Source organism: Bacillus marasmi, assembly GCF_902168435.1.
GTDB classification, from domain to species: domain Bacteria; phylum Bacillota; class Bacilli; order Bacillales; family Cytobacillaceae; genus Bacillus_BU; species Bacillus_BU marasmi.
The window spans coordinates 111,934-126,572 of the sequence record NZ_LR656167.1 but is presented as its reverse complement, the minus strand read 5'-3'; the positions used below and the strand labels follow the sequence as shown (position 1 = coordinate 126,572).

Sequence of the window (14,639 nt, the reverse complement as noted above, 5' to 3'; positions counted from 1 at the left end):
TTTCTGCTCCATCTTTATCGATAAACCCTTTCCATACTTTTCATTACGGAGTCGACATCAAATTTTTGGATAAATTCATATGCGTTTGCGCCCATTTGCTCCAATCGCTCCCGCTGATGATAAAGCTCTTCAATTTTTGCCGCTGTTGCTTTCTCGTCACCAACACCAACTAAATATCCCGTCACTCCATCTTCAACTAAGTCCCTTATTCCACGAATATTTGTGCCAATTACAGGTTTTTGGCAGGCCATTAATTCCATAATATTTCGGGGCAAGCCTTCGCGAAAGGATACTAATATACCTAAATCACTGGCGACAATTAATTGATTGACATCTGTTCGCGAGCCTAAAAATACAATATTGTTTGCTAATTTCCTAGCTTTCACCTCTTGTTTAAGAACGTTAAGAAGCGGCCCGCCTCCAGCACAGATTACCTTGACTTCGATTCCCTTATTCTTTAAAATCTCAACAGCCTTGATCATTTGTTGGTGATTTTTATTTTTATTCACCTCGGCAATCATAATCAATACAAAATCATTATTATGTAAATCTAGTTTTTTTCTAACATGGCTCCTGTCAAATAATTCTTTATTATAGGAGGCAAAATTAACTCCTACACCGTTTACGATGAGAGTTTCCTTACATCTTAGTTTTTTTGCAATTTTATAATCCTCGCTATTAATTGTAATCATCGCATCTGTATAATTTGTCATGAATTTCTCAATCGGATAATAAAGGCCCCAATTAACTAATGGTGCACCTTTATAAAAATGAAACCCGTGGACCGTATAAATCGTCCTGATTCTCGGAAACTTTATTTTTAACAGTCTCCCATATATAGCAGCAATCGGTGTATGCACATGGACAATATCATAGTAGAGCTCCTGTTGGATTTTTATCAATTCTTTATACGCCTTAAAATTAATTGGATTGAGCGGATTTCTCGTAAATGGAACATTGTGAACTAATACACCCAAGGAACGAAGCTTGGGATCAATTTCTTCATCAATAAAGCAAGCGCAATCAACTATATTTCCCTCGCTAATTAGCTTTTCTATATGGGGTACTAAAAAGGAATTAATAGTATCACTGACAGTTGTGATATAAAGTATTTTTTTCATTTTTCTTTTACCAGCATTGACTCTAAAACATGCCAGCATTTCGCTCCTTTTCAAATTCAATTAAATAAAAAATCAGCTTGCAGTTAATTGAAAACTTTCATTATACAATCTGAATAGACATTATAATGAAAAATCTCAATTCCAAAGATACTTTTCAGATCGTATCCAATAAGTAGAGGGCATCTAACCCCACCTCACATCACACTTATGACGATTTACGTCTAAGGTTGTTTAAACCCGCAGCACGACCGAGTGCCTCCATTGATACCGGTTAGAAGACATCACCATATTTTTCCATATATAGAATGATTTGTACGTTATATAGAACGATTAGTCCCAAAAAAAGAACACATTAATGATGTTCATCAGAAAAAACTATTGTTAATCCTTTTCGTTTAAAATAACTCCTAAAACTTTTGCATTTGTCGATTCAAGTGATTTCTTCGCTTCTAACGCCTCATCACTTTTTGTTTTTCCCCACTTCAAAACAAGAATTGTTCCATCACATTGACTCGCTATTATTTTCCCATCAGCAACTTCCAACAATGCTGGAGCATCAAAAATAATGACATCGTAAATTCCGGTAACCTTTTCAATAAGCTTTTCCATCTCATTTGAACCTAATAGCTCAGATGAATTATATGGAATCGAGCCGCTTGATAGTAAATCTAAGTTGCTGATATCAGTCTTAGATATCGAATCCTCTAGTAATATATTCCCTCTTAATACATCGCATAAGCCAAAGGTATTATCCGTTTTAAATGACAAATGAAGAGTTGGCTTTCTTAAATCGGCGTCAATCAGCAAAACCCTTCTTCCTTGTTGTGTTAAAGAAATCGCAAAATTGGCAGCGATAGTTGATTTTCCTTCTCCGCTATTCGGAGAACTAATCAACAAGGTTTGGTAATCAAGTCCTTTTATATAAGAATTAAAGTTTGTTCGAATTGAACGATATTGTTCAAGGACTTTGCTATAAAAATTAGTCGATGAGATCAGGTTGATTTTTTTTCTTACATTAGTAGATTTTCTACTCAATTGTTCCATGTGATGCTCCCCTAACCTTAACTTTTATCCGCTTATTTTTTAATCCAGATTTTTGCCGAGTATCGACTTTTGATATATACCCAAAGACAGGCAAGTCCAATAACAGCTCAGCTTCTTTTTCTGATTTGATTGTGTCATCGAAGAAATTCATTAAAAAGATTAATCCGACACTTGTAATCAATCCAACAATAAAGCCAAGCATCATTCTAGTTTCATGATCATCATTAATTGGCTTTGATCCTAGCTTTGCTTTTGAAAAAATTGATATATCTTTAAACTCTAATAGCTTTGGTACTTCTTTTTGAAAAACCTTGGCTGTTGCATCAGCTATTTTTTTCGCCATAAGCGGGTTAGCATCCATAACCGATATTTTCACGATTGAAGAACCTTCAATACTTTCTGCATATACTTGTTCACTTAATTGTTCAGGAGTCTTTTCTAAGCCCAAGTCCACAATCACATACTCCAAAAAAGATGGCTCCTCAATCATCACCATTAACGTATTCATTAACTCTGGCTCAGCATTTACAATAAGTCGTGATGATGATTCATAGAGAGGCTTTGTAAAAAACACACTATAGACTCCACCAAATATAGAGAATAATATAGAAAGAAGTATCACAATCCAAATACGCTTCCGAATCACATACAACAATTTTTTTATATTGATTTCTTTCTCCACAATCCCACCACTTTTATGAGTAATTTGTTTATTATATTAAACACCTATTTTATCTCACGCTGATTTTTCCACTTTATATAATCGACTATCGTTTTGAATTCCTTAATTTGTTCTCTTTCTAAATCCTTAATCTCATTTACAATTTCTTCCCATTCCTCTACATTTACTACTTCATCCTGTTCCTCTTTTTTACGAATAAGTAGGGAGTTCAAATCTACCCCAAGTACATTAGCAAGCTTTTGCATCACTTGTATAGATGGATTTTGGTTTAAATTTCGTTCAATATTACTCAAATAGGATTTTGAGATTTTTGCACGGTCAGCTAATTCTGATAACGAGAGTCCCTTTTTTTTCCGAAGTTCGTTAATTATGTTTCCAATCATCACTTTACCTCGTTCAGCATTATTTGTTCACTTTAAAGAACATTCAACCTAATAAACTTTATGCTTTTAAAATAAATACATTTAAATTCCCCGAAATAACAGTTCTGTATACAGAACAATGCGTTTCTTATAAAATATCACGTTCGTTATATAGTGTCAACGGAATATATCTCCTAAACGTCAAAACAACCCCATCGCTTGTTGATGAGGTTGTTTTTTGTTAATTTTTATCGTTTACAAGTTTTACATCGACTTCAACTGTCATCGTTTGCGCTGATGCGCCTTGATAGATACCTTTGACAGGTACGATATCACGATAATCACGTCCATGGCCCACCTTCACATAGCGCCAATTGATTAAACCGTTATTAGTAGGGTCAAAACCAACCCAGCCGATACCCGGCACATAAGCTTCAATCCAGGCGTGGGAGGCTTGTTCAAAATCAGCGTGACCACCTTGAAGGTCTCCGATAAAATGGTAACCACTTATATAACGGGCGGGAATACCCTTTATCCGACAAATCGTGATCATTAGATGGGCAAAATCTTGACATACACCTCTTTTGAGCTTTAATGTTTCTTCTACTGTAGTATGTACGTGAGTTGCATTTGGATCATAAATAAAAGTCGAATAAATCGTTTCGGAAATTTCTCTTAGCAACTGATAGACACCCCCCGCTGAATCAATCCCAGAGAGGGTCATTGCATAATTTTTCACTTCTTCCGTCAGCGATGTATAGGGTGTTGCTGATAAAAACTCTGCATGGTGATTGATAAATTTTTCACTTTTTAAAAAATCCTCTTCTTTTCGATAAGGAAACAGATTGTACTCATTGCGATCTTTTTCATGGGTATCGACTATTGAATGTGTCTTAATTATAAGCTCGCGATGTGGCTTTGCCACTGTAAAGGCATGGGCAATATTACCAAAGTAGTCCTGATAGGAAAACAATTCGGTATTCGGATAAGTCATTATTGTATGATTGGCACAGGATTGCCGAAAGTTCGTCCTTGGGGTTAAACGAATCTCATTGACACTGTAGCCAACCTCTTCCTCGTATGTATAACTCGTTTGATGAATGATTTCTAGCTTCATACAAGCTCTGCCAGTTTCCGATGAAAGTTGTCTTTAATATCCATTTCCGGTTCATGGGCAATACTTCTCTCAATTTCCTGATTGATTTGACCACACCCTAGAATAATTGTGTTAAAAAATTCACGGTGCTCGACAATTGTTTTCCCTTTCAAGTCTAAACTTTGGTATAAAAGTGCACGTAATCGATTAACTAAACGAATTACTTTCGAAAGATGATCCAATTGATATTCTAATTTTAACCCTTTAAAATTTTCCTCTAAGGAAAATAAAGAATAATAGACAGATTTAGAGAAAAGAGAATTTAACAATAAAAATTCAATAATCTTATCTATTGTAAAATGGTTGGCGTGTACCTTTCGAAAAGCTTCAAATCCATCAACGCTTTCAAGCAACGTAACTAGACGATGATATTCTAAGTTATGTAAGTCTTCTTCTCTCTCAAGTGAGTCTAGTACATGCAGTATCATACGAGCTGTATTTTCAGCACATTCTAGTTGTTCACCAGCTGTTAGAAATCGCCACTCCACTTCATGAAGCATTGATGAATCAGCAACGTTTTTAAACAAGGACACTTCATTGCGAACACGATTTAACACCTTAAATGGTCTATGCTCAGCAGCATGATCATGGTCAGATAACCATAAATAAAAACCATTAATACAATCCCACATCCGATTGGTCGCATATTGTCTTATTTCACGAACATTATTTCTAACAAACGTTAGGTTGGTCATGACGGAATTGTAATACTCTTCATTATCACTAAGTTTATAATGTCCGTAAATATTCACATCAGCGAGACGTGCTGTGTAATCAATTCTTTCAGAATAACGGCCAATCCAATAAAATGATGCAACAATTCGATTTAACATTCATCCACACTTCCTTTAATATATTAGTATAATACCCAAGTATCTTTGCTTCCGCCGCCTTGCGATGAATTAACCACCAGACTGCCTTCCTTTAAGGCAACCCTTGTTAAACCACCAGGCAATACCTCTATTTCATTGGTCCCCATAAACGCAAACGGTCTCAAATCTACATGGCGACCTTTGATTCCATCGCTAACTAGTGAAGGCACACTCGAAAGATTAATAGTAGGCTGCGCAATATATTTTTCTGGAGCTTGAACAATCTTTCGCTTAAACTCAGCGATTTCCTGTTGCGTTGAACTAGGTCCAATCAACATTCCATACCCACCCGATAAAGCAGTTTCCTTTACAACCATTTCGGGTAGATGAGCTAAAACATACCGCAGATCATTCTCCCTAGAAAGAACATACGTTGGGATATTTTTCAATATCGGCTCTTCATTTAAATAAAAGCGAATCATATCTGGTACATAGGTGTAGATTGCTTTATCATCAGCAATTCCTGTCCCCGGTGCATTAGCCAGCGCCACATTTCCAGCACGATATGCATTCATGATTCCAGGGACTCCTAGAAGTGAATCAGCTCTGAAACATAATGGATCAAGAAATTCATCATCGACTCGGCGATATACAACATCTACCTGTTGCAGACCTTTTATCGTTTTCATGTATACCTTTTGATTAATGACCTTTAAATCCTTGCCTTCAACAAGCGGAATCCCAAGTTGCTGAGCTAAAAAAGTATGTTCAAAATATGCGGAATTATAGCAACCTGGAGTCAATAGAACAACAACCGGATTTTTTTTATTTGTAGGAGAAAGACTTCTTAGTATCGATAGTAAAGAATTCAAGCTTTTATCGATTGGACGAACCTTATGTTTTGTCATCAACTCTTGGAACAACCTTTTCATCCAAGCTCGATTTTTATAAATATAAGAGAGTCCTGATGGAGTTCTTAGGTTATCCTCTAAAACATAGTATTGTCCTGACTCATCGCGGATTAAATCAATCCCAGATAAAGGAATGTAGACATCACCGGGAACTTTAACGCCCATCATTTCAGTTAGGAAATACGGATTAGAGACAACCATTTTCCGAGGAATAATGCCTTCGCGGAGAATGACTTGTTCATGGTACACATCACGGATAAATTGATTCATAGCTGTTACACGCTGTTTAATTCCTTTTTCAATTAGGGACCATTCAGGAGCTGGAATAACTCTTGGTATGATATCAACAGGTATTGTTCGTTCCAAGGAATTACCTTCGTTACCGTTATATAAAGTAAACGTTACCCCCTGCTTCATCATATACTTCTGCATAGCGGCTTGTAATTCCGCTAATTCTGATTCACCCATTTCTGATAGTTGACTATGTATTTGTTCATAATGATTGCGAATTCCACCTTGTTCATCAAACATTTCATCAAAACTAGATTCAAAATCGTATTCTGAAAACATCTTCTTCCTCCTAAAACTGTTCTATGTATTTTCTTTCGTATCAACTTTTGTCGTAAAAACAAGAATTATGTAATATTTCCTAACAATAACCTTAGGCGTTTGCGTAGGTATTTTTGTATTCGACCGTTAACACAAAGAATTCAGTTATATTTGCTAACTTAACATGTAAGCTTTTCTAACACAAAGGATAGCACCACTGATATTCATTGTCAATGTATTAAATTTTAATATTCAGTAAATTATTTATTACGCTGGAATTTATTAATATTTTAAAAGCGTTTACATTGTTGGTATACAAACAAAAGCGACCCACGGAGTGGATCGCTTTGTTTTTGCATTTTTTATTTATATAAAATATCTTCTCTCAATGAAGCAACCTTCGATAAAGCTTGGTCTATGTCCGCTTCACTTACACCATGATGCGCTAAAGCTTTATGTAAATGATTGGCAATTGCATTAAAATGCTCTGGATGGAGATTCATTCCCTCGTGAGCCTTTGCCATTGATTGTCCGGAGTATTGATTAGGTCCACCTAAAGCAAAGCTAATAAATTTTGTTTGATGGCTGCGCTGTTTATCCATGTCAGTATTCTCAAAAAAACCATTGACTGTCTCGTCTTTTAAAACCAGCTCATCATAGAAATAATCCACCACCTTTGATACTGCTTGTTCCCCGCCTAACTTTTCGTAAAGATTTTCTGTCATTTTTGAAAAAGCTCCCTTCATCTAACTTACAAACTAAATAATTCCACAAAATGCTAGTGAATATTCAAAGAAAGTTTCACTTTAATATATCGTTAGTCTACCTTAACATTCATCGACAAACAAATATGAAACGAACAAAAGCTGTCGATTATAATAATCGACAGCCTGCAGGTCAACTAGATTTATTCATTTCTAGCACTTGAATACCTATTTCCTTTAAACGTTTTTTATCAATTTTTCCAACATGAGTTTTCGGCAGTTCATCGACCAAAATGAACTTCCGCGGTATTTTATATTTTCCTAGTTTGCGCCCGCAATAGGCTATTAAATCAGTGCCCTGAAGTAGTGAATTTGTCACTACAACAAAGGCAGTTACAACTTCGCCCCATTTCGTGTCTGGAAGGCCGATTACGGCAGCTTCATCAATTTCAGGATGGGATTCAAGCCAGTGCTCTATTTCAAGCGGATAAACATTTTCCCCACCAGTAATAATCATATCTTTTTTTCGACCGACAATATAGAAGAAGCCTTCCTCGTCCATCCGACCAAGGTCCCCCGTATGAAGCCACCCATTCTGCATGCTTTGAGCGGTTGCCTCTGGATTATTCCAATATTGAATGAATACATGCTTTCCTTTAATTAATATTTCACCAACTTCATTTGGCCCAGCCTCATGTCCATCCTCTGTAACCAATTTAACCATATTAAACATCATAGGTTTACCTACTGACCCTCGTTTAATATTGGCAACTTTAGGGTCAATATAAAAATTATTTGGACCGGCTTCTGTTAATCCGTAGCCTTCCTTAAAGGCAATTCCTTTCTTTTGAAAAGTATCATAAACCTCAAGCGGACACGGGGCACCACCCGAAAGAAATATTCGAATTGAAGGAAATTTGCTGCTTTTGAACTCTTCTGTTTGAAACATCATATGGTACATCGTTGGTACGAAAATGACGATTGTACAATGATATGTGTTAATATATTCAATTGATTTTACTGGATCAAATGCTGAAGTGATGACTACTTTTCCGCCAATAAGCAAGAGTGGTATCGATAATACATTTAATCCTCCAGTATGAAACATTGGCATACTGGATAATGTACAGTCATGCTCCGTTAAATTCCAGCTTAACACAGTATTTAATGCATTGGACATAATCGAGCGATGAGCCAGGACAACCCCTTTCGGTTTACCTGTTGTCCCTCCGGTGTAAATCATTGCCAGTGGGTCCTCTTCCCTTAGTTCCACCATATCTTTTAGGCTAGTATTGTTTACGAGAAGATTAGCATACTCAGCAGAGTTAATACAAAAGGACCTTTCAGTCTCTGCGTGTAGCTGCTCGACTTTTTCTTGGAACTGAGTGTGGTATCCAATCAAAACAGGAGTACAATCCGACAGTATATAATTTAACTCCTCCTTGGCTAAGCGCCAATTTAGCGGAACAAATATCGCCCCGATTTTCGCACAAGCAAAAAGTAAATCAAAATAGGAGATATGATTGGGGGACAAAAGCGCAACCCTGTCGCCTTTTTTTACCCCATTTTCTATAAACCAACTTGCAAGCGCGCTTGCTCTCATATTTATGTTTCGATAGGTATAGGTTTCATTTGTATCAGCATCAATAATTGCAACCCGATTTGGCGTCAATCTTGCTCTGTTATCTATCCAATCCATTTCCCACCGCATCGTGATCTCTCCCTCGTTATTATTGCTTTAATAATACGTGAGGAAAGTTACAAGTGAGTTACACGGTGCTTAGCATGTCTATCAAGTCTTTGTTTCACTATCTGGTTTCTGATTTCAGCGGACACAGAATACCTTATTTGCAGTCAAATCCTTTGATTTAAGAATTTAGCGGACACTAGCGACCTTATTTCGTGAAAATCATGCAATTTAATCTGCATTTTGGGAAAATAGCGGATTATATGTCCGCTCACGCCTGGATGGCACTGTTTTTTGTACAAATAACGGCTCCTATGTCCGTTCCGGATGATGCTAGTGATTTCAGCGGACTCAGAATACCTTATTTGCAGTCAAATGCATTGATTTAAGAATTTAGCGGACACTAGCGACCTTATTTCGTGAAAATCATCCAATTTAATCTGCATTTTGGGCAAATAGCGGATTATATGTCCGCTCACAACTCGAAAATGCTAGTTTTAACACAAATAACAGCTTATATGTCCGCAAAACTTTTATTCCCTTCTGCCTCAAGCCCAAAAGCAACAATCTTTTGGAAAGAATCCATCAATATGATTATTCTTTTCAGAATCAATCCATCAATATGATTATTCTTTTCAGAATCACCAACTAGAGGAAGATTTCAAAAAAGTTTGACAAAATTGTTACAATTGTTAGAATATTCTTTACAAGGAGGATGATATTGTGCAAAATAACCCGAAACGAACATTAGCGAATTTTAGATCACTTGCAACTTGGGGTTTTATACTCGGCTTAATTCTCTTTATTATTGGAATGATTGTAAGCGATTACATCCATTCGCACGCAATATCTGCTGCCGGAATAGGAGTATTGATTGGAGCAATGGTTACCTTTGGCTTTGGAATGTGTGTGAGTTTAATGGAAGAATACAGTGGGAATACAACGCATTAGGTGGGTACAAAATTCCACAAAAAAACGGAGGCAACTAGGCCTCCGTTTTTTACATCATAATTCCGCCATCGACATGGAGTGTAGTTCCATTAACATACTTCCCATCATCTGAAGCCAAGTATAAATAGGCATTAGCAATGTCTTCCGGCTTACCAAGGTGTCCAAGAGGAATCGTTTGCTTAATCGTATCTAGGACCTTTTCTGGAACCGCAGCTGTCATATTTGTCTCGATAAAACCTGGTGCAACTGCATTTACGTTAATTCCCTTGCGACCAAGTTCTTTTGCCCACGTCTTCGTCATTCCAACAACCGCCGCCTTTGCAGCCGCATAATTTGTCTGACCGATGTTTCCATAAACACCTGAGACGGATGATGTATTGATAATTCTGCCACTCCCTTGTTCGAGCATTGACGGCAATACAGCATGTGTACAAAGGAAGACGCCGGTTAAATTAACATCGATGACTTTTTGGAAGTTTTCTAACGTCATTTTTTTCAACATCGCATCTCTCGTAATTCCGGCATTATTCACTAAAATATCAATTTTCCCAAAAGTATCTAGTACATTCTTTACCATCGTATTTACGCTATTTTGGTCGGCGACGTTTACTTGGAAAAAGGCGACTCGATGCCCTCGGTCAGCTAGCTCTTGTGCTCTAGCCTGACCTAACTCCTCATTGAAATCAGCAATTGCAACACTGGCACCTTCTTTAGCAAAAATTTCCGCAGCTGCGAGTCCAAGTCCATTTGCTGCCCCTGTGATGATAGCCACTTTTCCAGATAATCTCATCCTAACCCACTCCTCAGTTAAATATTTAGAAAATCAGTGATAACTTCTAATAGCTGCCCTAAATCATCAACCAACGGTGAATGTCCACAATTCTTCAATTCTATATAACTTGCTATTTCGCCAAGATCTGCAATAATTTCCTGGGTCATATTTGCAGTAACCACCAGATCATGCTCACCACGTAAAACGTGAACGGGAATTTGAATATTACTAGCCTGATTGGTACCCTTTGCTGCTTCATTATCGACAGCACTAATATTAAACATATTGAGCGCGTGAATGACTTCAGCATAATTACGCTGGGTTAACATGTCATCAATATATTCTTCATAACGCCAAGGTTCAGGTTGATTATGATTATAAATAACCGCATTCCAGACGGCTCTAAGAAATTCACGATTTTTTTGTTCATAGGCAGTCTGTGTTGGAATTACTCTAATTCGATCATTTTTAATTTGCTCATAAGTGGTTAAGCGCTTTGTAAAGTCTGGCATACCACTATCGTCAACGGCAAAGTAAGGATACCCCCGCGTTGACACGGATTCCAGTAAAATCAACTTGTTAGCATATCCTGGATAATCTATGGCAAATTGCATTGCCACTCCGCCACCAGTTGACCAACCAATCATAGCAAAATCCGTTAATCCAATCTCATCTGCCCAAAGCTTTATATCATCAGAAAAATCCTTTAAAGAAAATATCTTCTCTTGATAACTGGATTCACCAAAGCCTCGTAAATCAACTGCAAATACTTTAAATGATGCATCGATGTTTTCCAGAATTAAATCCCAGTGCTTTGAAGAGGTCATATTGCCATGAATCAATAATAGCTTTTTGTCTCCCCCCTCACGCTCCCGGTAAGCAATCGTTTCTCCATTTGCTAACTCCACTTTTTTTAGGTTAATCTTCATAAAATATGCATCATCCTTCCCCCCAGCGAATCGTCGTCGCTCCCCATGCATAGCCAATACCCGCACTTACGAGTACGATGATGTCACCGGGTTTTATTTTTCCAGCCTGTTCAGCCAACTCCAAGGACAAAATTTGATCGATTTGACCAATATGACCATAATCCTCTAAATAGATTGATTGATCGAGAGACAGACCTAATTCCGACAATACAAATTCGTGTGCAGAGCGCTTCATGTGAAGAAGGGCAACATACGAAATATCTGATTCGCGATAACCGCTTTTTCGAAGCGATGCTCTTATCACTTTTAGAAAATTTGCCATCGACTTTTGCTCAAGTCGCTGTTTCATTCCCTCAGGATCGGTGACATCTAACATATACAAATCTAAATTTTCTCGAGTTAATGGTTGCTTTGTTCCTCCAACAGGAACAACAACATCCTCTGAAAACGACCCATCTGTAATAACATCCGTCTCTAACACAACATTGCTATGATTACCCTTCTGAAGTAAAATCGCCCCGCCACCAGCTCCCAAATTAAACATGAATCGTGTTCTCTTATTTTCATAATTAATAAAATCCACGTTCCGATAACCACCAGCAAGTAAGACTGTGTTAATCGCTGGGTCCCCATTCATCAGTGACTTCGCAAGCTTCAATCCCATGATGGTCGTTCCACATCTGAGCGCAATATCAAAGGCCCAGGCATTGACCGCTCCAATTGCCTCCTGGAGCTTAATTCCTGATGTCCAGAGCGGATACTCCTTATGTTCCTCGCCGATATAAATGATGACATCAATGTCGGAAGGATCAATCCTTGCTTTTTCTAGCGCCTGCTTGGCTGCGCGGATTCCCATTTCACACGTATGATCTTCAAGTCCCGGAACGTACTTTTGCTTTATTCCCATTTTTTCAACAACCACATTAATTGGAAGACCTGCTTTATCAGCAATTTGCTGCGCCGTCATCGTCCGTTTTGGCAAGTAAATTCCAGTACTGACAATTGCAATCGGCATCCGCACCCCACCTCACTTGATTGTCTTTTAATCCAAAGGACTATTTTCTAAGAACATCAGGACTAACCAGTCAGCTTTTGCTCCGATTTTTGTGAAGGTCGTTTATTTCGTCTAAAGGTAAGCGACCTAAGTGTCCCAATAATTCCAAGTGGGAAAAACATAACAACGAGAATATAAATTATCCCAAAAAAGATGATCCATCTTTCAAAAATCCAGTGTGTTTTCGCAAGTTCAGTCAGCCAGTGGTGAGCAAATTCAATAAGTCCAGCACCAATAATTGCTCCAATTAGTGTTCCAACCCCACCAATAATCGTCATCAACAATGCATCAAGCGTAATATCTAGAGCAAAGACGCTCGTGTTTACAAAGCGGAGCGACACCGCATAAAGACATCCCGATATTCCGGCCAATATACCTGACACCACACTGGCAATGATTTTATAATGGATGACTTGGAACCCTAGTGATTCTGTTCTTTTTTCATTTTCCCTAATTGCTTGCAACACTTTGCCAACTGGAGAATTTGTAAACCGTTTTAACAATAAAAACACTACCAACATGCCAATGAGACAAATTAAATAAAAATCGGTGCGATCCTTTAACAACCCTGGAACCCGAAATGTAAACCCGTCATTTCCGTACGTTAATGTTCGCCACTTCTCTGCAGCCACTAAGAATAAGCCGGCTAACGCAAGGGTTAACATTGCATAGTAATGGCTTTTTAACCTCAGCGACAACATGCCAACAATCCAACTCACTAGCGCTGATAGAACAATCGTCACGGCAAGAGCGAGAAACATATATACCTCAGTTGGCTCAAACTGCTTCATGATGATCGCAAACGAATATGCACCTATTCCGAAATACATCGCATGCCCAAATGAGACAATTCCAGTAAAGCCAAGCAGTAAATCGTAGCTCATCGCAAATATTGCAAAAATAAATACTTGGGTGAGTAAGATAAGTAGGCTGCGAGATTCATACACAAAAGGAAGAATAAGTAGGACAATTCCGCACATTAGGAGTAGAAAAGTAGAACGATTATTGTTCATCCATTGCATCGAATTCACCCTCTCATTCCGAACAAACCCTGTGGTCTAAAGATTAATACAATCGCCATGAGTAACATATTCACAGCTAAAGCCAAATCTGGAACATAATAGGCCATAAATGAGCCTGAAAGTCCAACAAGAATTGCTGCCAAAATGGAACCAGAGAAATTCCCCATGCCCCCAATCACAACAACGATGAAGGCAAGTATGGCAAACTCCATTCCCATTTCCGCATGGATAACCCCTGAATACGGTCCAAGAAGTACGCCACCTAAAGCAGCCATACCTGCACCTACCATAAATACGAGCATAAATACCCTTTGAATATTAATGCCAAGTGCCTGCACCATTTCCTTATTCATTACTCCGGCACGAACGACAAGGCCGATTTTCGTATTTTTTAGTGTATACTGGACTATCCCATAAATTAACAGTCCAATTAAAATGATAAATACTCGATATTTGATGATGATAACACCACCAAGTTCCCAGCTTCCTGCTAAATAATCTGGCGGAGCAGCAGAAATTTGATTCGGTCCCCAAACAACCTTCAGCATTTCAGATAAAACTAACATCAAGCCAAGCGTAATTAATATTTGTTGGACATGATTGCCATATACCGGTTTAATAATCCATTTCTCAGTAATGATTCCAAGCAAACAGCCCGTTAATATCGCACCAATCATCCCGATAAAAAAGCTATTTGTTTCTGCATAAATCCAAATTCCACTATAAGCTCCCCATGCAAACAAACCACCATGGGCAAAATTAAGGACATCCATCAAACCAAAAATAAGGGTTAATCCAGCAGCTAACAAAAAGATCAACATTCCTGTCGCTAAACCGTTTAAGGTGAGATTGACTAATACCTCCATTTATTCAGCCCCCTTTC

General features: G+C 37.9%; 15 protein-coding genes. 1 reads left to right on the top strand and 14 read right to left on the bottom strand.

The genetic code is table 11. From position 1 onward, the window contains the following. Positions 1 to 14: 14 nt before the first annotated feature. From FXW34_RS06570 to FXW34_RS06530, 9 genes are all read right to left on the bottom strand, one after another. Positions 15 to 1,121, bottom strand: coding sequence for a glycosyltransferase family 4 protein (locus FXW34_RS06570; RefSeq protein WP_187118859.1), 1,107 nt, complete (start codon positions 1,119 to 1,121; stop codon positions 15 to 17). A 381-nt stretch (positions 1,122 to 1,502) separates the two neighbouring features. Next, complete coding sequence (locus FXW34_RS06565) at positions 1,503 to 2,165, bottom strand: CpsD/CapB family tyrosine-protein kinase (protein ID WP_147533171.1); 663 nt, start codon at positions 2,163 to 2,165, stop codon at positions 1,503 to 1,505. Next, positions 2,149 to 2,847 carry a YveK family protein gene (locus FXW34_RS06560; RefSeq protein WP_187118858.1) on the bottom strand — a complete coding sequence of 233 codons (699 nt, stop codon included), beginning with the start codon at positions 2,845 to 2,847 and terminating at the stop codon, positions 2,149 to 2,151. Before FXW34_RS06560 ends, FXW34_RS06565 begins: the two co-directional genes overlap by 17 nt. A 44-nt stretch (positions 2,848 to 2,891) precedes the next feature. Next, on the bottom strand, positions 2,892 to 3,230 hold the full coding sequence (locus FXW34_RS06555; RefSeq protein ID WP_147533169.1) for a helix-turn-helix domain-containing protein: 339 nt from the start codon (positions 3,228 to 3,230) through the stop codon (positions 2,892 to 2,894). Positions 3,231 to 3,450: 220 nt separating this feature from the next. After that, positions 3,451 to 4,326: a transglutaminase family protein gene (locus tag FXW34_RS06550; protein ID WP_147533168.1), complete on the bottom strand. Its 876-nt coding sequence runs from the start codon at positions 4,324 to 4,326 to the stop codon at positions 3,451 to 3,453. Then, positions 4,323 to 5,198 (bottom strand): alpha-E domain-containing protein, encoded by an 876-nt coding sequence (locus tag FXW34_RS06545; protein WP_147533359.1) that lies wholly within the window; start codon positions 5,196 to 5,198, stop codon positions 4,323 to 4,325. Before FXW34_RS06545 ends, FXW34_RS06550 begins: the two co-directional genes overlap by 4 nt. 23 nt (positions 5,199 to 5,221) lie before the next feature. After that, a complete protein-coding gene (locus tag FXW34_RS06540; RefSeq protein WP_147533167.1) occupies positions 5,222 to 6,658 on the bottom strand; it encodes a circularly permuted type 2 ATP-grasp protein in 1,437 nt (478 codons plus the stop codon). Positions 6,659 to 6,999: 341 nt separating this feature from the next. Continuing rightward, entirely contained in the window at positions 7,000 to 7,362 is a 363-nt protein-coding gene (locus tag FXW34_RS06535) for a group I truncated hemoglobin (protein ID WP_147533166.1), read from the bottom strand. Between the two features lie 172 nt (positions 7,363 to 7,534). Beyond that, positions 7,535 to 9,052 (bottom strand): acyl-CoA synthetase, encoded by a 1,518-nt coding sequence (locus tag FXW34_RS06530; protein WP_147533165.1) that lies wholly within the window; start codon positions 9,050 to 9,052, stop codon positions 7,535 to 7,537. A 699-nt stretch (positions 9,053 to 9,751) separates the two neighbouring features. Here FXW34_RS06530 and FXW34_RS06525 point away from each other — a divergent pair. After that, on the top strand, positions 9,752 to 9,979 hold the full coding sequence (locus FXW34_RS06525) for a hypothetical protein (RefSeq protein WP_147533164.1): 228 nt from the start codon (positions 9,752 to 9,754) through the stop codon (positions 9,977 to 9,979). A gap of 49 nt (positions 9,980 to 10,028) precedes the next feature. Here the strand turns inward: FXW34_RS06525 and fabG are convergent, their stop codons facing one another. The 5 genes from fabG to FXW34_RS06500 form a co-directional block, all read right to left on the bottom strand. Continuing rightward, positions 10,029 to 10,769, bottom strand: coding sequence for a 3-oxoacyl-ACP reductase FabG (gene fabG / locus FXW34_RS06520; RefSeq protein WP_147533163.1), 741 nt, complete (start codon positions 10,767 to 10,769; stop codon positions 10,029 to 10,031). Between the two features lie 17 nt (positions 10,770 to 10,786). Then, positions 10,787 to 11,680 carry an intracellular short-chain-length polyhydroxyalkanoate depolymerase gene (gene phaZ, locus FXW34_RS06515; protein WP_147533162.1) on the bottom strand — a complete coding sequence of 298 codons (894 nt, stop codon included), beginning with the start codon at positions 11,678 to 11,680 and terminating at the stop codon, positions 10,787 to 10,789. A 10-nt stretch (positions 11,681 to 11,690) separates the two neighbouring features. Next, complete coding sequence (locus FXW34_RS06510) at positions 11,691 to 12,695, bottom strand: 3-oxoacyl-ACP synthase (protein WP_147533161.1); 1,005 nt, start codon at positions 12,693 to 12,695, stop codon at positions 11,691 to 11,693. A gap of 62 nt (positions 12,696 to 12,757) precedes the next feature. Further along, positions 12,758 to 13,756: a branched-chain amino acid ABC transporter permease gene (locus FXW34_RS06505; protein WP_147533160.1), complete on the bottom strand. Its 999-nt coding sequence runs from the start codon at positions 13,754 to 13,756 to the stop codon at positions 12,758 to 12,760. A 5-nt stretch (positions 13,757 to 13,761) separates the two neighbouring features. Then, positions 13,762 to 14,622: a branched-chain amino acid ABC transporter permease gene (locus FXW34_RS06500; RefSeq protein ID WP_147533159.1), complete on the bottom strand. Its 861-nt coding sequence runs from the start codon at positions 14,620 to 14,622 to the stop codon at positions 13,762 to 13,764. Positions 14,623 to 14,639 lie beyond the last annotated feature (17 nt).

What these genes read in the sequence shown, in the direction of transcription:
- FXW34_RS06545 (WP_147533359.1), bottom strand. Translation starts at nt 5,198, where the DNA reads ATGTTAAATCGAATTGTTGCATCATTTTATTGGATTGGCCGTTATTCT.
- FXW34_RS06505 (WP_147533160.1), bottom strand. Translation starts at nt 13,756, where the DNA reads ATGCAATGGATGAACAATAATCGTTCTACTTTTCTACTCCTAATGTGC.
- fabG (WP_147533163.1), bottom strand. Translation starts at nt 10,769, where the DNA reads ATGAGATTATCTGGAAAAGTGGCTATCATCACAGGGGCAGCAAATGGA.
- FXW34_RS06565 (WP_147533171.1), bottom strand. Translation starts at nt 2,165, where the DNA reads ATGGAACAATTGAGTAGAAAATCTACTAATGTAAGAAAAAAAATCAAC.
- FXW34_RS06555 (WP_147533169.1), bottom strand. Translation starts at nt 3,230, where the DNA reads ATGATTGGAAACATAATTAACGAACTTCGGAAAAAAAAGGGACTCTCG.
- FXW34_RS06540 (WP_147533167.1), bottom strand. Translation starts at nt 6,658, where the DNA reads ATGTTTTCAGAATACGATTTTGAATCTAGTTTTGATGAAATGTTTGAT.
- FXW34_RS06535 (WP_147533166.1), bottom strand. Translation starts at nt 7,362, where the DNA reads ATGACAGAAAATCTTTACGAAAAGTTAGGCGGGGAACAAGCAGTATCA.
- FXW34_RS06550 (WP_147533168.1), bottom strand. Translation starts at nt 4,326, where the DNA reads ATGAAGCTAGAAATCATTCATCAAACGAGTTATACATACGAGGAAGAG.
- FXW34_RS06570 (WP_187118859.1), bottom strand. Translation starts at nt 1,121, where the DNA reads ATGAAAAAAATACTTTATATCACAACTGTCAGTGATACTATTAATTCC.
- phaZ (WP_147533162.1), bottom strand. Translation starts at nt 11,680, where the DNA reads ATGAAGATTAACCTAAAAAAAGTGGAGTTAGCAAATGGAGAAACGATT.
- FXW34_RS06510 (WP_147533161.1), bottom strand. Translation starts at nt 12,695, where the DNA reads ATGCCGATTGCAATTGTCAGTACTGGAATTTACTTGCCAAAACGGACG.
- FXW34_RS06530 (WP_147533165.1), bottom strand. Translation starts at nt 9,052, where the DNA reads ATGCGGTGGGAAATGGATTGGATAGATAACAGAGCAAGATTGACGCCA.
- FXW34_RS06500 (WP_147533159.1), bottom strand. Translation starts at nt 14,622, where the DNA reads ATGGAGGTATTAGTCAATCTCACCTTAAACGGTTTAGCGACAGGAATG.